We start from the raw sequence: 22,284 nt of genomic DNA, 5'->3' as shown, positions 1-22,284 counted from the left end.
GGCGGGAATCGGGCAATGATGCAACACGAATTCTCCATGGCCGAGCTGGCAGGCGCCACGCCGCAGGCCCAGGCCCTTGACGCGCACATCGTGTTCGAGGGCCTGCAAAAACGCTACGAGGGCGCGCAAGGGCCGGTGGCGGCGCTGTCCGACGTGTCGTTCTCCATCGCCCGCGGCGAGGTGTTCGGCATCATCGGACGCAGCGGCGCGGGCAAGTCCACCTTGCTGCGTTCCATCAACATGCTGGAGCGGCCCAGCGCCGGCCGGGTGCGGGTGGACGGCGTGGACGTGGGCGGTCTGGACGAAAACGCGCTGGTGGGGCTGCGCCGCCGCATCGGCATGATCTTCCAGCACTTCAACCTGCTGTCCGCCAAGACGGTGGCCGAGAACGTGGCCTTGCCCTTGCGGGTGGCCGGCGTCAAGCCCGCCGCGGCGCGTGCGCGGGTGGAGGAACTGCTGGAACTGGTGGGGCTGCGCGACAAGGCCGACGTCTATCCGGCCAAGCTGTCCGGCGGCCAGAAGCAGCGCGTGGGCATCGCCCGGGCGCTGGTGCACGAGCCGGAGATCCTGCTGTGCGACGAAGCCACCTCGGCGCTGGATCCCGAGACCACGCAGTCCATCCTGGCCCTGCTGCTGGACATCAACCGCAAGCTGGGCCTGACGGTGGTGCTGATCACGCACGACATGGCGGTGATCCGCGAGGTCTGCCACAAGGTGCTGGTGCTGGACGGCGGGCGCAAGGTCGAGGAGGGCGAGGTCTGGCGCGTGTTCGGCAACCCCCAGGCCGAAGCCACGCGGGCCTTGCTGCGGCCCTTGCAGCACGACCTGCCGGCGGACCTGGCGGCCAGGCTGGCGCCCGACCTGCAGGGCCGCGACGGCGTGGCGGTGCTGCGATTGCGCTTTACGGGGCAGGGGCGGCCGGATGGCGTGTCCTTGCAGGCGCTGGCTGCCCTCGGCCCCGGCGCGACGCTGCTGCATGGCGGGCTGGACCGCCTGCGCGGCCATGCCCAAGGCAGCCTGCTGGTGTCGGTGCCGGCGGGCGCATTACAGGAAGAGGCCGCGCGCGCCGCGCTGGTGGCCGATCAGATCAAGGTGCTGGGTTATGTCGTTACCGATGCTTGATAAGTACCTGCAGGCTTTCCTGCAGACCCTGGCGATGGTGGGCGTATCCGCCGTCATCGCCATCGTTCTCGGCCTCTCGCTGGCCGTGGTGCTGACCGTCACCGCGCCCGGCAATCTGTATCCCAGGCCGCGCTTCAACAAGGTCCTGTCGGTGACGGTGAACACCTTCCGCGCCATTCCCTTCATCATCCTGCTGGTGGCGATGCTGCCGTTCACGCGCTTTTTGGTAGGCACCACGCTGGGCACCTGGGCCGCCATCGTGCCGCTGTCGGCCAATCTGGTGCCGTTCTTCGCGCGCATCGCCCAGGTCAGCCTGAACGACGTGGACCACGGCCTGGTGGAGGCCGCCAGGGCGATGGGCTGCCGCCGCTGGCACATCGTGCGCCACGTGCTGTTGCCGGAAGCCTTGCCGGGCATCATCGGCGGCATGACCGTCAGCGTCATCGCCATGATCAATGCCTCGGCCATGGCGGGCGCCGTAGGCGCCGGCGGCCTGGGCGACCTGGCGATCCGCTATGGCTACGAACGCTACGAGACGCGCGTGATGTTCGAGGTGATCGTGATCCTGATCGCGCTGGTCTCCATCGTGCAGTTCACCGGCGAATGGCTGTCGCGCCGCGCCGACCACAAACGCTGAATCCGCGCCGGGGCCGCGCGCCCCGGCCTTATCCGAAAACACAGGAATGTAGACATGTCCGAGTCCTCGCAACACGGTTTCGCCACGCGCGCCATCCACCTGGGCTACGACCCGCTGGATGAGCAGGGCGCGCTGGCCCCGCCGCTCTACCTGACCTCCACCTACACCCAGGACAGCATCGAATCCTTCGACCAGATCCGCCTGGGCGAAAAGCAGGGCTATGTCTATGGCCGCACGCGCAATCCGACGCAGGCGCTGCTGGAAGAGCGCCTGGCCTCGCTGGAAGGCGCCGAGGCCGGCGTGGTGACCGCCTCCGGCATGGCGGCGATCTCGGCGACCCTGTTCTCGCTATTGCAGAGCGGCGACGAGATCGTCGTGGACCAGATCGTGTACGGCACCGCCTTCACGCTCTTCACGCAGGGCCTGGCGCGCTTTGGCGTGCGGGTGGTGTTCGCCGACTTCACCCGCCCCGAGACCGTGGCGGCGGCCATCGGCCCCAAGACGCGCGCGGTCTATTTCGAGACGCCGGCCAATCCCAACCTGCGCCTGGTGGATATCGCGGCGGTGTCGGCCATCGCCCGCGGCAAGGGGCTGCTGACCATCGTCGACAACACCTTCGCCACGCCAGTGCTGCAGCGTCCGCTGGAGCATGGCGCCGACATCGTGCTGCATTCGGCCACCAAGTACCTGGGCGGCCACGGCGACCTGCTGGCCGGGGCGGTGCTGGGACGCAAGGAACACATCGACGCCATCCGGCTGCAAGGGCTGCGCTACTTCACCGGCGCCACCTTGTCGCCGTTCACCGCCTTCCTCGTGCTGCGCGGCATCAAGACGCTGGAGTTGCGCGTGGCGCGCCACAGCGAGTCCGCCTTGAAGGTGGCCAAGCTGCTGCGCGAGCATCCCGCGGTGGCCGACGTGTTCTATCCCGGCCTGGCCGATACGGCGGGCGCGGAGATCGCGCGCCGCCAGCAATCGGCCGGCGGCGGCCTGGTCGCGTTCGAACTCAAGGGCGGATTGACCGCCGGGCGCGCATTGCTCAACAGCCTGAAGCTGGCGCGCATCGCGGTCAGCCTGGGCGATCCGGAAACACTGATCCAGCATCCCGCGTCCATGACGCATGCCAGCTACACGGCCGAGGACCGCGAGCGCTATGGATTGTCCGAGGGCTTGCTGCGGCTGTCGGTGGGCCTGGAGACGCCCGAGGACATCCTGGCCGATCTCAAGCAGGGCCTGGACCGGGTGTAGCGGCCGCGCGCCGCCACGCCACCCATTCCCCGCTGTCCTCGAAGTTGCGCGGTCCGCGCGCGGCGGCGGCCAGCCCCGCGCGCAGCGCGCCCACGTCCAGACCGGGCATGTTCCGCAGCAGGGCGGGGGGCAACCGTCCGGCGTCCAGCGTGGCCTCGTCGAACTCCATGGCCATCAGCCCGCCGCCGTCGCTGGGCACGCGCAGGAACCACAGGCCTTCCATGTAGTCGCCCGACCAGGGATCGGGAAAGATGGCCTGCGTGTAGCGGAAGCCGAATTCGTGGATGTCGCGCCAGGGCCAGAATTCCTGCTGGCCCAGGGCGCGCGCGAGCTCGCTGCTGCGCGTGAAACCGGCTTCATCGAAGCTCAGGGTTTCGCGCAGGGGATCCTCGGGCGGCGTCGGACCGGCAAGCAGCCGTTTGATGAATGACCACATGGCGCAGGGGTGGGTGTAGGCAGGCCAGTGTAGCGGCCTTCGTTGCTGCAAAAATGTTACAACGTTTGATCGAAGTCAAATCCGCGCGGCAGGGCTCAGGGTAGCGTTTGCGCTTTTCCCGACGCAGGCCGCAGGCGCAAGCCTGGCAGGCGCGGACCGGACGATCAGCGCAGCGAGGACAGGATCGATGACAGACAAGACAACTCCAGCCACCGAACAAGCCGTAGCCGAGACGCCGCGCAAGCGCGCGGCCAAGCGGACCGCCGGCGTCGCCGCCAAGCCGGTCTCCAAGCCGGCCGTCAAAACGGTAGTCAAGACCGTCGTCACGCCAGTGACCACCAGCCGCAAGCCGCGCGCGGCCAAGACGCCCGCGGTGGGCGCTCCTGCGGCGGGCGTTCCCGCGGCGGGCGTTCCCGCGGCGGGCGCTCCCGTGTCGGTCGATCCGGTATCGGCCGCGGCCGCCGCCGAGCCGGCCATCGACGTGCGCAAACGCGTCGTCGCCCGCCAGGACGCCGCGCGCCAGGAGACCGTGGCCGTGCTGGCCGATATCGCGCGCCGCTACAACGTCAGCGCGCCGGCCCAGGCGCGCGAGGCGCTGCGTTCGGTCATCGAGGAACTGTCGCCGGACGATGCGCAAGCCGTGCATCGCGCCTTGCTGGAAGCCAATTCGGCGGCGCCGCGCACGCGCCGCAATCCCGACGACGAGCTGGCCGCGGACTGGCGCGAAGGCATCTATCCCTATCGCCACCGCATGCTGCGCCGTAACTATGAAAAGCAGAAGTACAGCCTACAGGTCGAACTGCTGAAGCTGCAGGCCTGGGTCAAGGCCACCGGCCAGCGCGTCGTGATCCTGTTCGAAGGCCGCGACGCCGCCGGCAAGGGCGGCACCATCAAGCGCATGATGGAACACCTGAACCCGCGCGGCGCGCGGGTGGTCGCGCTGGAGAAGCCTTCCGATACGGAAAAGGGCCAGTGGTACTTCCAGCGCTACGTGCAGCATCTGCCCACCGCGGGCGAGATCGTCATGTTCGACCGCTCCTGGTACAACCGCGCCGGCGTCGAGCGCGTGATGGGCTTCTGCACCCAGAACGAATACCTGGACTTCCTGCGACAGGTGCCGGATTTCGAGCGCCATCTGGTCAGCAGCGGCATCCACCTGATCAAGTTCTGGTTCTCGGTCAGCCAGGAAGAGCAGCGCCGCCGCTTCCTGCAGCGCAAGGTGCATCCGCTCAAGCAGTGGAAGCTCAGCCCGGTGGATCTGGCTTCGCTGGACAAGTGGGACGACTACACCCGCGCCAAGGAAGCGATGTTCGCGCATACCGACACGGCCGACGCGCCCTGGGTGGTGGTCAAGTCCGACTGCAAGAAGCGCGCGCGGATCAATGCGATGCGCTACGTGCTCAGCCGTCTGCCATATGAAGGCAAGAGCAGCGATCCCATGATGGCGCTGGATTCGCTGATCGTGGGCCGCGCGCTGTAGCCGCTCAGGCGCCCAGCGCCTGCAGGTTCAGCGTGTAACTGCGGCCGATCCACACCGCGCAGTCGCGGTGGTCGCGCACCGAGTCGCCGGTGTTGGGATGCATGAAGACATCCAGCGTCCCATGGTGCAGCGTCAGCCAGGTGGCGATCTCGGCGAAGTGCTCGGGCGTGAAGGCAATCTGGTAACTCCACTGCGGATGCGGGCCGACGGGGCGCTCATGGAAGCGCCCCAGTTCCATCTGGCCGGCAAAGCGCGCGGCGATCCGTTCGCGCAGCGCGTGCGCGGCGTCGCGGCTGGCGGCGTCGAAGTACACATGGGCGTGCCAACTGGCCACGGCGCTGGTTTGCAGGTCGGTCATTGTTCTTGCTCCGTCGATGTCAGCCGCCCGCGCGCTTGGCGCGGATGCCTTGTTTTTGCAGGGTTTCCATGACGCGTTCGCAGTGGTCGCCCTGGATCTCGATCACGCCGTCCTTTACCGTTCCGCCGGAGCCGCAGGCGTTGCGCAGCTGTTTGCCCAGCGCGTTCAGCGCCGCGCCGTCCAGCGCCAGGCCCTTGACCACGGTGACGCTCTTGCCGCCGCGGCCCTTGGTTTCGCGCGACACGCGGGCCACGCCATCGCCGACGGGAACCGCCCGGGCGGCCTGCTTGCACAGGCACTGCGCCAGCGGCTTGCGGCATTCGGGGCACATGCGGCCGCCGTCGGTGGAATAGACCAGGCCGCCTGTAGAACTGCTTTTCATGATGGGCTTGCGTAGAGAGGGTTGAACGTTGTCGGGGCAGGCGTATTTACTTGCCGCGCATCTGGTCTATCAGCCGCCGGTCGCGCTTGGTCGGGCGTCCAGCCTCTATGCCCAGCGCCGGCTCGGGGGCCAGGCGGCGCATTTCCGCCGCGCGCTCCCGCGCCGCCACGCTTTCGGGCGTTTCCTCGTAGAGCTGGCGGGCGACGGGGGCGGGGCCGCGCACGCCGCTGACGGCCACCACTCGCACGTGCAGCGCCGGGTCTTCCTTGCGCACCGTGACCAGGTCGCCCGGCGCGACCTCGCGCGCGGGCTTGGCGGGCTGCTCGTTCACCAATACCCGGCCCTTGCCGATTTCCTGCACGGCCAGGCTGCGCGTCTTGTAGAAGCGCGCGGCCCATAGCCATTTGTCTAGGCGGATCTTGTCCATGCTTCCTTACCTGCCGGTATTGCTCTCAGGCATCCATGATAGCCGCCCCGCCGCCGCGCGCTTGCTGTCGGATCGCTTTCGATCACCCTGCCGGAACGCTTAAGCCAGGCTTAAAACGGCGTGCGCGCCGGAACTCGATGCGTGAGCCTCGTCTAACCAGAAACGCGTATCGGAGGGCAATCGACTCATGGACCTGAACTGGCAGCAGCAACTGGCGGAAAGCGGGCTCTGGCTGGCGCGTGCGTTCGGCATTTCGGCCGTCGCGCTGGTGCTGGTCGGGGGCTTGCTTGCGCGCTACACGGACTGGGGACGCAAGTTCTGGCGGCTGGCGTGGCCGTATCTCGACCCCCGACGCAGCTGGCGGCCCTTGCTGACGCTGGCGCTGCTGCTGTTCCTGGCGATGTTCGCCGTGCGCATGACGGTGCTGTTTTCGTTCTGGTACAACGGCTTCTACAGCGCCTTGCAGGCGCTGGACCAGAACGCGTTCTGGCGGTTTTTGGGCATCTTCTCGGTGCTGGCCTGTGTCCACGTGGTGCGCACGCTGGCCGACAGCTACGTCGGGCAGGCTTTCGATATCCGCTGGCGCGTCTGGCTCAATGATCGCCTGACCCGCGACTGGCTGGGCGCGGGCGCCTATTACCGCGGCCATTTCGTCGACGCGCCGGTCGACAACCCCGATCAGCGCATCGAACAGGACATTGCCATGTTCGTGACGGGTTCGCGCACGCTGGCGATCGGCGCGCTGAGCGCGGTCGTCTCGCTGGTGGCGTTCACGTCCATCCTGTGGGGCCTGTCCGGCGCCTTGACGGTGGCGGGCGTGGAGATTCCGCGCGCCATGGTGTTCATGGTGTACCTGTACGTGATCGTGGCGACGCTGTTCGCGTTCAAGATCGGGCGTCCGCTGATCAAGCTGAATTTCCTGTCCGAGCGCTTGACGGCGAACTTCCGCTACGCGCTGGTCCGCCTGCGCGAGAACGCCGAGAACGTGGCGTTCTATCAGGGCGAGAACGTGGAGCGCGCGACCTTATGGACCCGCTTCACCGCCTATATCGCCAATCTGTGGGCGCGCGTGTACCGGGGGCTGAAGTTCGACGGCTTCAACCTGTCGGTGAGCCAGGTGGCCGTGGTGTTTCCGTTCGTCCTGCAGGCGCCGCGTTTCTTCAGCGGCGCGATCAAGCTGGGCGACGTGATCCAGACTTCGCAGGCTTTCGGGCAGGTGCAGGATTCCCTGTCGTTCTTCCGCACCTCCTACGACACCTTTGCGCAGTACCGCGCCACGCTGGACCGGTTGAACGGCTTTCTGGACGCCAACGAGGCTGCGCGCGCCCTGCCTTCGGTACAGACCGAGAGCCTGCCCGACGGCCTGGATATCGAATCCCTGCAGGTGGCGCGGCCGGACGGCACGGTGCTGCTGCGCGACCTGAACCTGAGCCTGCGCCCGGGCCAGGCCCTGCTGATCAAGGGACCCTCGGGCAGCGGCAAGACCACTTTGCTGCGCGCGCTGGCGGGCCTGTGGCCCTATGCGCAGGGCTCGGTGCGCCGGCCGCAGGGCGCCTCTGCCTTGTTCCTGTCGCAGCGGCCCTATCTGCCCCTGGGCGATCTGCGCGGCGCGGTCGCGTATCCGGGATTGGCGCAGCCCGAGGACGATGCGCGCCTGGCCGACGCGCTGCGGCAGGTCAACCTGGGGCATCTGGCCGGGCGTCTGGATGAAGTCGCGGACTGGTCGCGCATGCTTTCCATCGGTGAACAGCAGCGCGTGGCGTTTGCGCGAGTGCTCTACAACCGGCCCGCCATCGTCTTCCTGGACGAGGCTACGTCCGCCACCGACGAAGGGTTGGAGCATGCGCTGTACAGCCTGCTGCGCGAGGCGCTGCCCTCATGCATGCTGGTCAGCGTGGGGCATCGCAGCACGCTGGACGCGTTCCATACGGACAGGCTGGATCTGGATGGCGCGGGGAACTGGCGGACGGGACCGATGGTCCGGGCGGGCGCTCCGGTAGAGCGCCTGCGCCCGGCGGATGGGCTGCAGCGGGCGGCGGCCTAGCGCCGCGCCCGCCGCGGTTCAGGTGCCCACGCGCAGCGGACCGGTCAGCTTGCGCAGCGCGGCGACCACGCTTTGCGCGGTGATGCGGCCGGTCTTGGGGTTGGCCGAGGGAATGTTCTGGATTTCCATCGAGAACGAGGCCGAGTCGGACACGACCTCGACGCGGTGCAAATTGCGTTCCAGCGAGGGATCGGCCCAGATTTCCAGCGTGGTCTTGTCCGGGCCGATGCCGGCCAGCGACACGCTGACCGCCACGTTCAGGTTCGCCGGAAATCCCACCGCCGCTTCCCGCGGCGAGCCGCGGAAGATCAGGCGCGGTTCGGTGATGTCCGCGATGTCGATGTTGTTGTCGGTCAGGTAGGGCGCGCCCAGCAGGCCGCGCACCGGCTTGCGGGTGATCATGGTGACGGAATGGATGACGCCTTCGGCGGCCGCCGTGATGGCGTCCAGGCCCAGGATGGCGCCTGAGGGCACCAGGATCTGGCCATGGTGCTGGCGGGCGAGTTCGATCAGGTCGTCATGGCGCAGCAGCGCGCCCGAACTCAGCACCACCATCTTCTTGCCGGCGCGCAGCACGGGTTCGGCGATGTCGCGGAACACCGCGGCGGGGGCGCATTCCACGACCACGTCGCAGTGCTCGTGCAGCGCGTCGATGGTGGTGTAGGCGGGCGCGGCCTGGGTCCAGGCAAAGGCCGGCGGGGCCTTGGGATCGCGCACCGCGATGGCGGTAAGCGTCAGGCCGGGCAGGCCAGCGTCCAGGGATTGCGCCACGGCCTGGCCGATGGCGCCGAAGCCGGCGATGCCGACACGGTAGCTGTTCATAAGGGTCCAGAGTAGGGCCGCGGCGCGCCGCGGGCGGTTCGGGAGAGGCAGGGCGCCACCGCGATGACGCGGTGCAGGGCCGTCGGCCACTGTAGCCACCGTGCCGGCAGGCGTCAATGCGGAATGGCGACCATGCCCGGCTACACTTTGCGCCTGAGCCTACAGGAGTCCAGGCATGCTTATCCTTCCCGAAACGCCAGATGACCGCGCGGCGATCTTCACGCTGACGCAGGCCGCCTTCAAAGACCATCCCCACAGCCAGCAAACCGAGGGCTACATCACCAACGCGCTGCGCGAGGCAGGCGCGCTGACGCTGTCGCTGGTGGCGCGGGTGGACGGGCGCGTCGTGGGCCACGTCGCGTTCTCTCCGGTGGCGATCAGCGACGGCTCGGCCGACTGGTACGGCCTGGGGCCGGTCGCGGTGCTGCCGGAACTGCAAGGCCGGGGCATAGGCGCGGCCTTGATCCGGGATGGTCTGGCGCGCTTGAAGGCGCTGGGCGCGGCGGGGTGCGTGGTGATGGGCGATCCGGCGTACTACGCGCGATTCGGTTTTGCGCAGACGCCCGCGCTGACGTATCCCGGCGTGCCGCCGGAGTACTTCATGGCGCAGGCCTACGCGCGCCCGGCGCAAGGGGACGTTGCCTATCACAAGGCGTTCGAAGCGACCGCATAGCCGGCGCGGGCAGGGGATGGCAGCGTGAATTCCGGCCCCGCATAGTCGGATGCAATGTCCAGGGTTCCCGCTGCGAGCCGGCCCGCCCACTCATCCAAAACACGGCGCTCTTCCGCGCCGACCTTCGCGCCCAGCACCAGCCGCAGCGACGCGGCTTCCTCCAGGCCGTAGCGGGTCACGCGGCCCACTGCCAGCGCGCCCGCGGCATGGTCGGCGGCGGCGCGCTGCACGCACAGTCCCGAATCGGCCAGGGCCGATGCCAGATAGACCTGCGGATCGCGGGCCACCCAGTCCAGCACATTGCCGATCTGCCACACGCCTGTTTCGCGGCACACGCGCGTCACGCCGTCGCGGCCGCCGTCCATCATGGCGAACAGCACGCGCGCGTCGCGCGCGGACAAGGCCCGGGCCCAGGCGGCGCCCAGGGCCGGATCGTGCTGGTTGCCGCAGAAGGCGGTCAGCGGATCCTGGCCGGTGACGCGCCGCACGCCATCGGCATAGGCGGCGCGGCCCTTCAGGCCGGGCCGCACTTTTTCGCCGGACAGATGGGCGGCCCGCCCGTTGGCCGCGCGCAGGCCCGCCAACACCCCGGCCAGAAAAGCCGAGTGCTCCTGCAGGATCTCGTATGACGCGACGTTGGCGGCGGTGTGGTGTCCCTGGGTGATGGCGAATTGCGTGCGCGGGTAGCGCGGCGCGACCTCGGCCACGGGGGCATCGCCCTGGCCGCCATGCACGATGATCAGATCCGGATCGGTGTCGCACAGTTGCGCGATGCGCTCGGCGCGCGCAGCGGCGTCGTAGTCGGCGATCCATTCCAGCTGCAATGGTTGGCCCGCCTGCGCGGCGCGTTCCGCGCCACGCACGGCCGCTTCGTTGAAGCCGCCGCGGCCCGGATGGCCGAACAGCACAAGCATGCGGCGGGCGCTCACAGGCTGGCTCCCGTGGCGCGCACCACCGGTTCCCAGGCTTCGGCCTGGCGGCGGACGAAGTCGGTGAACTCGGCGGGGGATTTTTGCGCCAGCACGAAGCCCTGTCCTTCCAGCTTGGCACGGATGTCGGCGTTAGCCAGCGTCTGCGCGATGGCGTCGTTCAAGCGCTGCGAGACCGCGGCCGGTAAGCCGGCCGGACCGGACAGGCCGACGAAGTTCTCGGCGATCAGGCCCGGATAGCCCAGCTCGCCCACCGCCGGGATGTCGGGCGCCTGCGGCACCGGCTTGCCGGTGGTGACCGCCAGCAGGCGCAGTTGGCCGGACCGCAGGAACGGCAGGTTCTGCGGCAGCGCGTCCACCGCGAAGCGGATCTGGCCGCCCAGCAGATCGTTGCGCATGGCGCCCGATCCCTTGTACGGAATGTGCTGCAGGCGCGCGCCGGTTTGCCGGGCATACAGTTCGCCCACGATCTGGCCCACCGACGCCAGTCCGCCGCTGCCGTAGTGCACCGGCTGGTCCTGCGCGCGGATCCAGGCGGTCAGCTCCGCGAAGCTGGATACCGGCACGGAAGGATGGACCACGAACACGGTGGGCACAGCGCCCAGGTAGGCGATGTGGTCGAAGCTGGCGAGCGCATCGTAGCCGCCTTGCGGCATCAGGGCGGGCGAGATGGACAGCGGCGCCGAGTTCGACATCAGCAAGGTGTAGCCGTCCTTGGGCGCCTGCGCGACCAGGCTCGCGCCTATGGTCGAGCCCGCGCCGGGCCTGTTTTCGATGACGATGGGCTGGCCGAGCTTTTCGGCCAGCACGGGTGCGATGAGGCGCGCGGCGATGTCGCTCGCGCCGCCTGGAGGGAACGTGACGACGAGCCGGATCGGACGCTCGGGCCAGGCGGATGCGCGCGCGATGCGCGGCCGCGCCAGCGGCAGCGCCAGTGCGCCGGCAAGCATGAAGGTTCGACGGGAGATCGGCATGGCGTGGCTTCTACGTGGCTGCCGCGGGGGCGGCAAAGGGGCGTACTGTAGAAAGCCGGGCCGGGCCTGACAAAGAATTTGTAGCCGTTTGCTTATGCCCGCCGCATCGCGCGGCGGGCATTTTTCAAGCGCGCGGGGCGCGCGGATCAGCTGCCTTTCTGCGCCTGCGCCATGTAGTCCACGGTCAGGTTCGACAGCGCGCGCACGCCGTTGATGAGGCCGGACTCATCCACGTAGAAGCGCGGCGAATGGTTGGGCGCGGCCTTCTCGACGTCGGTGCCCTTGGGCGTCACGCCCAGGTAGAAGAACATGCCCGGCACCTTCTCCTGATAGAACGAGAAGTCCTCCGACGCAGTGGACTTGGGCTGCAGGCCGTAATTGCCTTCACCCGCCACGCGCCGCAGCGTCGGGCCCATCTGCTCGGTCAGCGCGGGATTGTTGACGGTGGCGTTGTACAGCTCCACCACGCGCACGTCCGCCTTGGCGCCCGCGCTCTGCGCGATCATGTCGGCGGTGCGCGCGATGCGCTGGTGGATGTCCTTCTTCATGCCTTCGTCGTAGGTGCGGATGGTGCCGGTCATGGCGACGTTGTCCGGCACGATGTTCATGCGGTTGCCGCCGTGGATCGCGCCCACGGTGATGACGGCCGGCTCCAGCATGCTGTTGATCTGGCGGCTGGGGATGGTCTGCAATCCCAGGATGATCTGCGAGCTGACCACGATGGGGTCGATGCCGGACCAGGGCCGCGCGCCGTGCGTCTGCTTGCCGGTGACGTCGATCCAGAACTGGTCGGCGGCGGCCATGGCGGGGCCGCTGCGCCAGCTGAGCTTGCCCGCCGGATAGGAGCTGGACACGTGCAGGCCGAAGATGGCGTCCACCTTGGGATTCTCCAGCACGCCTTCCTGCACCATCATCTTGGCGCCCCAGATCTTCTTGCCGTCGGGCTCGAAGTCGGCGGGGCTTTCCTCGGCGGGCTGGAAGATGAACTTCACGCTGCCGGGAAGCTGGTCCTTCATGCCGGCCAGGACTTCGGCCGTGGCCATCAGGATGGCGGTGTGGGTGTCGTGGCCGCAGGCATGCATCACGTCCACTTCCTTGCCCAGGTAGGTGCCCTTGGCCTTGGACGCGAAGGGCAGGTCCACTTGCTCCTTGACGGGCAGCGCGTCCATGTCGGCGCGCAGCGCCACCACCGGCCGGGGCTTGCCGCCCTTGAGCACGGCGACCACGCCGGTGCCGGCCACGCCGGTTTTCACTTCCATGCCAAGCGCGCGCAGGTGATCGGCGACCAGCTTGGCGGTGCGGTTTTCCTGGTTGCCCAGTTCGGGATGTTCGTGGATATCGCGGCGCCAGGCGATGAGCTTGTCCTCGATGGCCTTGGCGCGTTGATCGATCTGCGCGGCCAATGCCGGATTGGGCGCGGGGACCAGCGGGCCTTGCGTGCCGGGCGCGCTTTGCGCGGCGGCCGGGCCCGCCATCAGCAGGTGTGCGGCGAGCGCCAGCGGGGCCAGGCGGAACAGGGGTTTGCGGCAAGACATGTTTTGCTCTCCTCGTGGTTGTTAACCTGTTATTGGATGAGGATCTTACCGAAGCGCCGGAGTGCGCGAGTGTTTGTTACCAACGCTTAAAAACAGGCTGTTTTGATTCCGGCCGATGGAATTCCGCGCGCCGGAATCAGGGGCTCATGCGGTGTGCAGGACGCGCTTCGCGCCGCGTGCAAGAAACAGCAGCAACAGTGCCGCCAGCAGCGATGCGGCGCCTGCGAAAAGCATGGCGGCATGGAAGCCGCCGGCCAGCGCCGCGGCGGCCAATTCGGCCGCATTGGCGGGTTGCGCCGGCAGTTCGTGCAAGGTGATGGCGGCCCGCGCCAGCGCCTGCGCGTCGGGCGCGCCCAGCCGAGACAGCGAGCCCGTCAATGCCTCGATGGCGCGTCCGCTCATCAGCGCGCCCAGGAGCGCGATGCCTATCGTCATGCCGGTCTGGCGCAGCGCGTTCATGGTGGCCGAGGCCATGCCGGAACGTTCGCGCGGCACGGTGGCCATCACGGCCATGCTGGTCGAAGGCACGGCCAGGCCGGTGCCCAGGCCCAGCAGCACCAGCAAGGAGCCGGACACGAGATAAGGCGTGTGCGCTTCGAAGCCGGTCATGCCCAGCATGGCGATGCCGATGAAGGCGAAGCCCGCGATCATCAGGCGCGGCAGGCCGAAGCGCAGGTTGAGCCGGCCGAACACCAGCGACACCAGCCCGGCCGCGGCGAACTGCGGCGCCAGTTGCCAGCCGGTGGCCAGCGGCGACAGTCCCTGCACGTGTTGCAGGTAGAGCGAAAAGAAGAACAGGCTGCTGTAGGCGGAAAAGCCCAGCACGAAGGAGGCGAAGTTGGTGATGGCGAAGCCGGCGTCGCGGAACAGCCCCAGCGGCAGGATGGGCCGCGCGGCGCGGTGCTCGACCCACAGGAAGGCGAGCAGCCCGGCGGCGGCGATGGCGAGCGCAACCGTGGCTTCTGGCGCGGCCCAGCCATGTTCGCCGGCGGCGATCAGGCCATAGGTCAGCGCGCCCAGCCACAACACGCTGAGGGCCTGTCCTGCGGGATCGAAGGCGGCGTGCTCGGGATGGGCGCTTTCCGTGATGCTCCAGGCGCCCAGCGCGATGGCCAGCGCGCCCACCGGCAGGTTGATGAGGAAGATGCTTTGCCAGTTGAAGTGGGCGACCAGCACGCCGCCCAGCATGGGGCCCACGATGAGCGAAATCGCGTTGCACGAGGCCCAGATGCCGATGGCCTGGGCGCGTTCCTTGGGATCGGGAAAGGCCTGGGTCAAGAGCGACAGCGCGCCCGGCACCAGCAGGGCGCCGGCCACGCCCTGCACCGCGCGGCCGATCAGTAGCGCCGTCAGGTTGTCCGCCAGGCCGCACAGGGCGGAACCCGCGGTGAACAGCAGCACGCCCGCCAGCCAGGAGCGCTTGCGGCCGTAGCGGTCGCCCAGCGGGCCCGCGGACAGCATGAAGGCCGACAGGAACAGGGCGTAGGCGTCCACCACCCATTGCAGCCCCGCCATGTCGATGCGCAGGGCTGCCTGCATGGTGGGCAGCGCCACGTTGACGATGCTGATGTCCAGGATGGTGATGAAGCTGCCCAGGTTGACGGCAAGGACCAGGGCGCGGCGGCGTGCGGGATGCATGGCGGGATGCGGAGTAGGGGAAGGGGTATTCTATTCATCGACCGACCGTCGGTCAATGAAAAGAAGAACGATTCTCAACTTTTGATCCTGCCCCTGCGCCTCCTCTACACTGGCGCCTTGCTTTTGAACCGCCCCTGGACGATATGCCTGCTGTTCCTGCCGACCCGCCTGTCCCGCCTGGCCTGGACGCCGCTCCCAAGCCCCGCACCAAGCCGGCCGCCGTGCGCCTGGACGAATTGATGGCGGCCGCGCAAGCGCTCTTCATCCAGAAGGGCGTCGAGGCCACCACCATCAACGAGATCGTGGAACGCGCCGGCGTGGCCAAGGGCACCTTCTATCACTACTTCACGTCCAAGAACGACATGCTGGCGGCGCTGCGAGCCAAGTTCTCGCAAGGGTTCCTGGACCATATCGACCACGAAGTGCAGGCCTGTGCGCCGGACGACGGCGTGGCGCGGCTGCGCGCCTGGACCCGCGCCGGCGTCGAAGCCTACTTCGATGGCTACGAGCTGCATGACGTGGTGTTCCACGACGCCCAGCATCCCGATCGCGGGGTGGCCGAAAAGAGCGCCGTGCTGGAACAGCTGGAGGCCATACTTCAGTCCGGCGCGCGTGCCGGCTGCTGGAAACTGGACGACGCGGCGCTGGCCGCCATCGTCCTTTACCACGGCATGCATGGCGCGGTGGACGCCTCCATCGCGCAGGGCCGCCGGGACGCGCAAGCGTTGTCCGGCCCCTTGTCGGCGATGTTCCTGCGCACGCTGGGCGTGGGCTGAAGGGCGCGTCTTCAAACCCGGGCCCCTGCAAGCGCCGCTATTGCAGCTTGATGCCCAGCTCCTTGATCAGCGGCCCCATGTCGGCGCGGTCGGCCTCGATGGTCGCGGCCAGTTCCTCTGGCGTGCTGCCGATGGGAATCATGCCCAGGGTTTCCATCTGCGCGCGCATCGCGGGTTCCTTCAGGATGTCCGCCACCGATTTCTGGATCAGCGCCACGCGCTCGTCCGGAATGCCGGCGGGCGCCATCAGTCCGATCCAGGGCTGCGGCGCGTAGTCCTTCAATCCGGACTCCTTCAGCGTGGGCGTGTCGGGCAGGCCGCCGAAGCGCTCCGGGCTGGTGATCGCCAGCGCGCGCAGCCGGCCGCTGTCGATCAGGCCCTTGGAACTCGAAGGGGCGTCCAGCCCCACATCGAGCTGGCCGCCGATCAGGTCGTTCTGCGTCTTGCCCGATGAGGACGAGGGCACGTACAGGGCTTTGATGCCGGCGCGGCGCGCCGTCTGTTCCCAGACCAGGTGGAACGCCGTGCCGATGGAGAACGAGCCCACGCTGAGGTTGCGCGCCTTGCTTTCGCGCACGAAGTCTTCCCAGGTCTTGAGGGGGCTGTCCTTGGGCACGATGAAGATGAAGGGCGTGCGCGCCACCAGCGAGATCGGCTTGAGTTCCTTTTGCGTATCGAACGGCAGGCTGTCCACGGCGAAGGGCACGATGGTGACGGACGAGGCCACCACCATGCCTAGCGTGTAGCCGTCGGGCGCGGACTTGACCAGCGCGCCGGTGCTGATGATGCCGGACGCGCCGGGCTTGTTCTCCACCACCACCGGCTGGCCCCAGGCGGCGCCCAGCTTGCTGGCCAGCACGCGCAGCATGACATCCACGGGCCCGCCGGGCGGGTTGGACACGATGATCTTGACGGGTTTGTCGGGATAGGCGGCGCTGGCCGCCAGCGGCGCCAGCAGCGCCAGCGCGAGCGCGGTTTGCTTGAACATGGAATTCCCCTTGTTTTGATGTGTGTGATGCGCGGGCAGTGGCGGCCCGCGCCAGCGCATATGCCGTCCGGGCTCAGGCCAGGATCTGCATGTGCGGGGCCGTGGGCCAGCCTGGCGCTTCACCCCGGATGAACGCGATCCACGCCTGCTGCGTGGCGCGTGCAAGCTGTTGTGCCTGTTCCGCCGGCAGGCCGGCAAGCATGGGCGCGCCGGTGTACGCGGGCAGTGTGTCGAAGACGAAGGGCAGCTCGATGCAATGGCAGGCGCCGAAGTTTGCCGTGGGCGCCACGTCGAAGCGCGCCAGCCAGGCCTGGCGGCCCTGGGCCGCGGCGTCGGCGGCCCATTGGCGCGATGGCGCGCCGAACACCGCGTCGCCCAGGTCCTGGTCGGCCGGGGTCCGGCCGTTGCCCGGAAAGGCCGCCATTTCGTCGCGGGTGTAGCAGACCAGCACGTCGGCGCGCGATGCGGCCTGCTGGAGCGCGGGCGCGATGTCCAGCGGCAATATCTGGCCGTCGAGCACCGGCGCGAACTGGCTGCGGCTGCTGCCTTCGGCGCGCAGTGTTTCAGCGACGGCGGGCGCCTGCTGCGCCGCCAGCAATGCCGCCAGGGGCAGTTCGCGCGCGGCGTCGAGGGAATCGGCGCCCGCGGCTGCGAGGAAGGCCTGCCCCAGCGCATCGGCTTGCTGGGCGCTGCGAAAACCCCGGCCCAGCGCCGCGCTTTGCAGGATGGCGCGGGAGAAGCGCGGCCGGCGCGCCAGCATGGCGCAGATCGAGGACGCGCCCGCCGATTGGCCCATAACCGTAAGCTGTTCCGGATCGCCGCCCAGGTCCTGGATGTTGTCCAGCACCCAATCTATGGCGGCCTCCTGGTCCAGCAGGCCTGCGTTGGCCGTCTGGCCGGGCACGTACAGCCAGCCCAGCGCGGCCAGCCGGTAGTTGACCGCGACCACCACCACGTCGCCGCGCCGCGCGAGGTTCGCGCCATCATACCAGCCCAGCGCGCCGCCGCCGCTTTGCCAGGCGCCGCCGTGCAGCCATACGACCACCGGCCGACGCTTGCCGTCGGCAGCGGGCGTCCATACGGTCAGGTGTAGGCAGTCCTCGGATTGTTCGGCGTCGAAGTCGCCCATGGCGCCGCGCAGGCGCGAGGGCAGTTGCGGCGCGACCGGTCCCGGCCGGGTGGCGTCAAGCTTGCCGCGCCATGCTGCGGGCTGCGGCGGTGCGAAGCGCAGCCGGCCAACGGGCGCCTGCGCGTAGGGAATGGCGCTGTAGCGGCACACGCCGCTCTCCTGCACGCCGGTCAGCGTGCCTGCCTGCAGCGACGCTTCCACGAACTGACTCATATCCTGCCCCTTGTTTCTGGTCTGTAGCCCGGCCGCGGCAGGCGCTGCGGCGGTCGGACTATGGTAGGGAGGAATGGGCCGCGCCAGGCATGCAGGTTTCGAACATTGCCATGCGCAATCCGCATGGCTGGCGGCAGGGGCGCCGGCTATTTGAGGATGCGCGCGTCCAGGCTGTTGTCCGCCAGGGCCTGGGCTTGCGCCCGCGACATGCCCAGATGCTCGTACAGCGCGTGGAAGTTCTCGTTGACGTAGCCGCCGAAATAGGCGGGATCGTCGGAGTTCACGGTGACCTTCACGCCCGCGTCCAGCAGCGACAGGATGTTGTGGTCGCGCATGTGCTGGAACACGCGCAGCCGGGTATTGGACAGCGGACAGACCGTCAGCGGGATCTGCTCGTCGATCAGGCGCGCGATCAGCTCCGGGTCTTCGGCGGCGCGCACGCCGTGGTCGATGCGCAGCACCTTCAACAGGTCCAGCGCTTCCCAGATGTATTCCGGCGGGCCTTCCTCGCCGGCGTGCGCGACGCCCGGCAATCCTTCGGCGCGGGCGCGGTCGAACACGCGCTGGAACAGGCGCGGCGGAAAGCCCATTTCGCTGCTGTCCAGGCCGACGGCGATGAAGGCGTCGCGGTGAGGCAGGGCGGCTTCCAGCGTGCGCATGGCCTGCTCTTCGGGCAGGTGGCGCAGAAAGCTCAGGATCAGTCCGCTGCTTACGCCCAGCTGCTTGCGGCCGTCTTCGAGGGCCTGGCTGATGCCAGCCAGCACTACGTCGAAGGGCACGCCGCGGTCGGTGTGGGTCTGCGGGTCGAAGAACGGTTCGGTATGCACCACGTTCTGTTCGCGGCACTTGAGCAGATAGGCCCAGGTCAGGTCGTAGAAATCCTGCTCGGTGCGCAGCACGTCCGCGCCGCGGTAATAGAGGTCCAGGAATTCCTGGAGATTGCCGTAGTCGTAGGCGGCGCGCAGGGACTCGATGTCCGGCCACGGCAGCGCCACGCCGTTGCGCTGCGCCAGCCGGAACAGCAGCTCGGGTTCGAGCGAGCCTTCCAGGTGCAGGTGCAATTCCGCCTTGGGCAGTGCGTTGAGCCAGTCGTACATGGGTGCTCCGATCAAAAAGTGTTGCCTGTCCAGGATAACGCGCAACGCGGCGCGCGGCTCAGGCCGTCAATGCGGTGGCGTCGGCCTGGATGGCGAGTTCAAGCTGGGCGGCGAAGGCGCGCGCCTGCCGCGTGCTGGGACGGTCGCGGCGCCAGATGGCCGCCAGCGGCGACTTGCGCAGGACCGGCCGGTCGGGCAGGACCACCAGCTCGCCGCGCGCCTGCCGGATCGCGGCCACGCTGCCGGGCAGCATCCACAGGTACAGGCCGTCCAGCAGCATTTCGCGGCCGAATTCCAGCGACAGGGCGCCGATCATATCCGGAATCGCCAGCCCCGCCTGGCGCAGCGACATTTCCAGTTCGCCGCGGATGCGGCTGCCGGGCAGGGCGGTGATCCAGGGGTAGATCACGTAATCGGCCAGCGTGGCACCGGGCAACTGGGCCAGCGGATGATGCGTGGCGCAGGCCAGCACCACGGGATCCTCCAGCAGCGTGGTGGAACGGTAGATCTGCGGATTGACGGTGGACGAGAAGCGGCTGATCAGCACGTCCAGCGCGCCCGCGTCCAGGTCTTCGATCAGCCGTTCATGCGTGCCGATCTCGATGGTGAGCGTGATGCGCGGATAGGCCTGGCGGTAGGCGCGCGCAGCCTCGGCCACCGGCCAGCCCGCGAACATCGAAAAACAGCCCACCGTCAGGCTGCCCTCGTCGCCGCGCGAGACCGCGGCGAGATCGACCTCGGCCTTGCGGAAGTCCGTGAGCAGCAGGCGCGCGTGGCGGCACATGGTGTCGCCCAGCGGCGTGCAGGTGGTGCCCTTGGCGGTGCGCTCGAACAGCCGCGCGCCCACCAGTTCTTCGATCTCGGCGATGGCGCGCGACAGCCCCGACTGCGTGCTGTGCAATTGCGCGGCTGCCTTGGACAGGTTGCCCAATTCGGCGACGGTCAGCACGATTTCCAGATGACGGATGCGGAGCTTGCCTCGGAACGGTGTCATGGCGCGGGTCGGAAGGGAGTAGCCGATTATTCTCCCCCGGCGCGCGCTTGGCAACGCCAGCCGGGATTCGGATATAGTTCGCGCCAGACCGATAGTCGGAGGCGCTGCCTGGGCCAGCGCGGCGGCTGGCAAGAGAAAAGGGCAGGCATGAAGGCAGCGGTGTGCGACGCATGGAGATTGAGCAGGCTTGCAGCGGCTGCGCTGGCTGCGCTGATCCTGAGCAGCTGCGGCGCATCCCGGGTCGACGGCGTGGCCGTCGCCTGGCCTCCGTTTCGAGACGGGACGCTGGCGGCGCTGCCATCGGACTCGGTCCAATGCCCGGATCTGGCTGGCGTCTATCGAGCGCAAGGCGAGTTCGTGTCTGGCGACCGCGAGGCCGGCGCATCGATGGACCTGCGCAAGTTCCTGCAGTATCCCCTGGACCTGCCGGGCATGGGCGACAACCCCTTGCCGGAATGGCGCTCCGGACCCGGGGCCACCGTGGCTTTCACTGCCGCCGCGGACAGGTGGGAGATACTGGCGCTGGACGGGCAGGGCGCGCGCGCTTCCGGCCGCCTGCCGCAGTTGAACGGCGCGCAGGATCCGGCCGCCTTGCCTGGCGCGGCCCAGCCTTCCAGGCCGGAGGGCATCCGGCGTGTCAGCGGCTGCAGCCAGGGCCGGCTATGGGTCAGCGTGCGGCACGACTGGCGCCAGTACGAGTCCATGGGCGTGCGGCGCCATGTGGCGGTGTTGCGGCCCGAGCGAGGCGGCCTGCTGGTGGCGGTGCAGCGGGAGTCCGACAGCATCGGCCTTTTGCCCTGGTATTCGAACGAGGGCGCCGTGTACCAGTATTGGTTCGCGCCCGCGGGGCGCTGAGCGCGTGCCTTCCTTTTTTCCGCGGCCTGGAGCCGCATTCGATCTGATTGCCTTATGAGCTCCGCCAGTCCGTCCGCCTCCGATCCGCGCGCCCGCTTCGTCTCCGGGCCCATGGGCCCGCATGTGCTCGAAATGGTCCTGACCGGCTGGGCCAGCATGCTGGCCGTGTTCGCGGTGGAGTTCCTGTCGCTGCTGTACCTGGGCACGCTCAAGGACGAGGCGGTGCTGGGCGCGGTCGGCTTTGGCTCGATGACGCAGTTCACCATCATCTCGGTCTGCATCGGCGTGACCGTGGGCGGCACCGCCCTGGTGTCGCGCGCGCTGGGGGCGGGAGAGGCGCCGCGCGCCCGCGCGCTGGCTGGCGCCTCGCTGGTCCTGATGGCCGCCGCCGCGCTCGTGTCCGGCGCGTTGTTCCTGGCCGTGATCGGTCCCTACACGGCGGCCATCAACCTGGCGGAGGACGTGCGCGCGCATCTGCTGTCCTATGTGCTCATCACGACTCCGTTCGCGCTCGTGATGGGGGTGGGCATGATGCTGTCCAACCTGCTGCGCGCCGCGGGCCATGGCCGCCAGTCCATGTGGGTGCTGCTGGCCGGGACGGCGACGGTCGCGGCGCTGGACCCGCTGGTCATCTTCGTGCTGGACGGCGGCATGGAGGGCGTGGCCTGGGCCGGCGGCGTGGGCCGCCTGGTCACGGTGGCGCTGGGCGCCTGGCTGGTGTTCGGCAAACATCGCCTGGTGGCCTGGCCCGCCGGCGCGGCGCTGCGCGCGCACTTGGCTGCGATAGGCCGGATCGCCCTGCCCGCCGCGCTGACCACGCTGGCCACGCCCGCGGCGGTCATCTTCACGCTGTCCACCTACGCCGGCTTTGGCTCCAGCGTGATGGCGGGCGCCACGGTGGTGGACCGGGTGCTGCAACTGGCCTATGCGCTGTTCTTCGTGCTGCCGGGCGCCATCGGGCCCATCCTCGGGCAGAACCTGGGCGCCGGGCAATGGGACCGCGTGCAGCAGACGGTGCAGCTGACCACGCGCTGGTCTTTGATGTACGGCTTCGGCGTGGCTGTCCTGCTGGCCTTGCTGGCGCCCTGGATGCCCGACCTGTTCCAGGTGACCGGACCAGGACGCGACCTGATTGTTTTCTTCTGCCGCTACGGCAGTTTCGCCTGGGCGCTCAACAGCCTGTACTTCGTCGCCATCGCGGTGTTTAACAACCTGGGGTATGCCGCGTACTCGACCGCCATCGGCTGGCTGCGCGCCACCGTGGGTACCTTGCCCTTCGTCTGGCTGGGCGCGCATTACGGCGGCCCGGAAGGCGTGCTGGCGGGGCAGACCGCGGGTTTTGCCCTGTTCAGCCTGATCTCCATGCTGCTGTGCCGGCGCGTGCTGCGCGCGCCGCCCGCGAGCGCGGCGGCGCAAGCGCGGCAGGCTGCCTAATGCACTGTTTTCGGATTCCCTTCATGGGTAGATGCCGTGAGCCGGTGACCGGGCGGAGGGATCCGAAGCGCAGCCCCACCGGGGCGAGCATCGGAA

Annotated in this window: 22 protein-coding genes; 9 read left to right on the top strand and 13 right to left on the bottom strand. The window is 68.7% G+C overall.

The genetic code is table 11. The features are described from left to right. Nucleotides 1-15 precede the first annotated feature (15 nt). Genes BRO63_RS20195 through BRO63_RS20185 form a run of 3 tightly spaced genes read left to right on the top strand, consistent with a single transcriptional unit; the run spans nt 16 to nt 3,004 of the window. Entirely contained in the window at nt 16-1,122 is a 1,107-nt protein-coding gene (locus tag BRO63_RS20195) for a methionine ABC transporter ATP-binding protein (protein ID WP_088141515.1), read from the top strand. Further along, complete coding sequence (locus BRO63_RS20190) at nt 1,103-1,759, top strand: methionine ABC transporter permease (protein WP_088141514.1); 657 nt, start codon at nt 1,103-1,105, stop codon at nt 1,757-1,759. Before BRO63_RS20195 ends, BRO63_RS20190 begins: the two co-directional genes overlap by 20 nt. A 54-nt stretch (nt 1,760-1,813) precedes the next feature. Then, nucleotides 1,814-3,004, top strand: coding sequence for a trans-sulfuration enzyme family protein (locus tag BRO63_RS20185; protein ID WP_088141513.1), 1,191 nt, complete (start codon nt 1,814-1,816; stop codon nt 3,002-3,004). On the opposite strand, the gene BRO63_RS20180 is transcribed toward BRO63_RS20185, so the two are convergent. After that, nucleotides 2,979-3,440 (bottom strand): hypothetical protein, encoded by a 462-nt coding sequence (locus BRO63_RS20180; protein ID WP_179215164.1) that lies wholly within the window; start codon nt 3,438-3,440, stop codon nt 2,979-2,981. The two genes, BRO63_RS20185 and BRO63_RS20180, sit on opposite strands and share 26 nt — an antisense overlap. Before the next feature lie 187 nt (nt 3,441-3,627). On the opposite strand from BRO63_RS20180, the gene ppk2 reads away from it, so the two are divergent. Further along, nucleotides 3,628-4,920: a polyphosphate kinase 2 gene (gene ppk2 / locus BRO63_RS20175; protein ID WP_179215163.1), complete on the top strand. Its 1,293-nt coding sequence runs from the start codon at nt 3,628-3,630 to the stop codon at nt 4,918-4,920. Nucleotides 4,921-4,924: 4 nt separating this feature from the next. Here ppk2 and BRO63_RS20170 read toward each other — a convergent pair whose 3' ends face one another. From BRO63_RS20170 to BRO63_RS20160, 3 genes are read right to left on the bottom strand one after another with little or no spacing between them, the layout of a single operon-like run. Then, entirely contained in the window at nt 4,925-5,278 is a 354-nt protein-coding gene (locus tag BRO63_RS20170) for a DOPA 4,5-dioxygenase family protein (protein WP_088141512.1), read from the bottom strand. A 19-nt stretch (nt 5,279-5,297) separates the two neighbouring features. Further along, complete coding sequence (locus BRO63_RS20165; protein WP_088141511.1) at nt 5,298-5,660, bottom strand: translation initiation factor Sui1; 363 nt, start codon at nt 5,658-5,660, stop codon at nt 5,298-5,300. 46 nt (nt 5,661-5,706) lie between these two features. Next, nucleotides 5,707-6,087 carry an RNA-binding S4 domain-containing protein gene (locus BRO63_RS20160; protein ID WP_088141510.1) on the bottom strand — a complete coding sequence of 127 codons (381 nt, stop codon included), beginning with the start codon at nt 6,085-6,087 and terminating at the stop codon, nt 5,707-5,709. Nucleotides 6,088-6,274: 187 nt separating this feature from the next. Between BRO63_RS20160 and BRO63_RS20155 the strand changes: the two genes are divergently transcribed. Further along, a complete protein-coding gene (locus tag BRO63_RS20155; RefSeq protein ID WP_088141509.1) occupies nt 6,275-8,131 on the top strand; it encodes an ABC transporter ATP-binding protein/permease in 1,857 nt (618 codons plus the stop codon). An 18-nt stretch (nt 8,132-8,149) separates the two neighbouring features. Here BRO63_RS20155 and BRO63_RS20150 read toward each other — a convergent pair whose 3' ends face one another. Next, a complete protein-coding gene (locus BRO63_RS20150; RefSeq protein ID WP_088141508.1) occupies nt 8,150-8,953 on the bottom strand; it encodes an aspartate dehydrogenase in 804 nt (267 codons plus the stop codon). 175 nt (nt 8,954-9,128) lie between these two features. Between BRO63_RS20150 and BRO63_RS20145 the strand changes: the two genes are divergently transcribed. After that, on the top strand, nt 9,129-9,626 hold the full coding sequence (locus BRO63_RS20145; protein ID WP_088141507.1) for a GNAT family N-acetyltransferase: 498 nt from the start codon (nt 9,129-9,131) through the stop codon (nt 9,624-9,626). Here the strand turns inward: BRO63_RS20145 and BRO63_RS20140 are convergent. The 4 genes from BRO63_RS20140 to BRO63_RS20125 form a co-directional block, all read right to left on the bottom strand. Further along, a complete protein-coding gene (locus BRO63_RS20140) occupies nt 9,599-10,555 on the bottom strand; it encodes a BMP family ABC transporter substrate-binding protein (protein WP_088141506.1) in 957 nt (318 codons plus the stop codon). The two genes, BRO63_RS20145 and BRO63_RS20140, sit on opposite strands and share 28 nt — an antisense overlap. Beyond that, nucleotides 10,552-11,529 (bottom strand): Bug family tripartite tricarboxylate transporter substrate binding protein, encoded by a 978-nt coding sequence (locus BRO63_RS20135; protein ID WP_088141505.1) that lies wholly within the window; start codon nt 11,527-11,529, stop codon nt 10,552-10,554. The genes BRO63_RS20140 and BRO63_RS20135 overlap by 4 nt, the downstream gene beginning before the upstream one ends. A gap of 146 nt (nt 11,530-11,675) precedes the next feature. Beyond that, nucleotides 11,676-13,064, bottom strand: a complete 1,389-nt coding sequence (locus tag BRO63_RS20130) for an amidohydrolase (RefSeq protein ID WP_088141504.1) — start codon at nt 13,062-13,064, stop codon at nt 11,676-11,678. 144 nt (nt 13,065-13,208) lie between these two features. After that, complete coding sequence (locus BRO63_RS20125) at nt 13,209-14,702, bottom strand: MFS transporter (protein WP_088141503.1); 1,494 nt, start codon at nt 14,700-14,702, stop codon at nt 13,209-13,211. A gap of 143 nt (nt 14,703-14,845) precedes the next feature. On the opposite strand from BRO63_RS20125, the gene BRO63_RS20120 reads away from it, so the two are divergent. Beyond that, complete coding sequence (locus tag BRO63_RS20120; RefSeq protein WP_088141502.1) at nt 14,846-15,478, top strand: TetR/AcrR family transcriptional regulator; 633 nt, start codon at nt 14,846-14,848, stop codon at nt 15,476-15,478. 37 nt (nt 15,479-15,515) lie between these two features. Here BRO63_RS20120 and BRO63_RS20115 read toward each other — a convergent pair whose 3' ends face one another. The 4 genes from BRO63_RS20115 to BRO63_RS20100 all read right to left on the bottom strand — a co-directional run bounded on the left by BRO63_RS20115 (nt 15,516) and on the right by BRO63_RS20100 (nt 19,899). After that, entirely contained in the window at nt 15,516-16,466 is a 951-nt protein-coding gene (locus BRO63_RS20115; protein ID WP_088141501.1) for a Bug family tripartite tricarboxylate transporter substrate binding protein, read from the bottom strand. 73 nt (nt 16,467-16,539) lie between these two features. Beyond that, nucleotides 16,540-17,808, bottom strand: a complete 1,269-nt coding sequence (locus BRO63_RS20110; RefSeq protein ID WP_088141500.1) for a carboxylesterase family protein — start codon at nt 17,806-17,808, stop codon at nt 16,540-16,542. Nucleotides 17,809-17,954: 146 nt separating this feature from the next. Beyond that, nucleotides 17,955-18,905 carry an adenosine deaminase gene (locus BRO63_RS20105; protein ID WP_088141499.1) on the bottom strand — a complete coding sequence of 317 codons (951 nt, stop codon included), beginning with the start codon at nt 18,903-18,905 and terminating at the stop codon, nt 17,955-17,957. 58 nt (nt 18,906-18,963) lie between these two features. Then, nucleotides 18,964-19,899 carry a LysR family transcriptional regulator gene (locus tag BRO63_RS20100; protein ID WP_088141498.1) on the bottom strand — a complete coding sequence of 312 codons (936 nt, stop codon included), beginning with the start codon at nt 19,897-19,899 and terminating at the stop codon, nt 18,964-18,966. A 177-nt stretch (nt 19,900-20,076) separates the two neighbouring features. Between BRO63_RS20100 and BRO63_RS20095 the strand changes: the two genes are divergently transcribed. Together BRO63_RS20095 and BRO63_RS20090 are read left to right on the top strand one after the other, a co-directional pair. Beyond that, nucleotides 20,077-20,754, top strand: a complete 678-nt coding sequence (locus BRO63_RS20095; RefSeq protein ID WP_088141497.1) for a hypothetical protein — start codon at nt 20,077-20,079, stop codon at nt 20,752-20,754. 54 nt (nt 20,755-20,808) lie between these two features. Next, entirely contained in the window at nt 20,809-22,188 is a 1,380-nt protein-coding gene (locus BRO63_RS20090; RefSeq protein WP_088141496.1) for an MATE family efflux transporter, read from the top strand. The last annotated feature ends 96 nt before the right edge of the window (nt 22,189-22,284 follow it).

It is taken from the genome of Achromobacter xylosoxidans (assembly GCF_002192695.1).
GTDB lineage: Bacteria > Pseudomonadota > Gammaproteobacteria > Burkholderiales > Burkholderiaceae_B > Achromobacter > Achromobacter xylosoxidans_C.
Note: the sequence above shows the minus strand (reverse complement) of the source record. Positions and strands in the feature narration are given on the sequence as shown.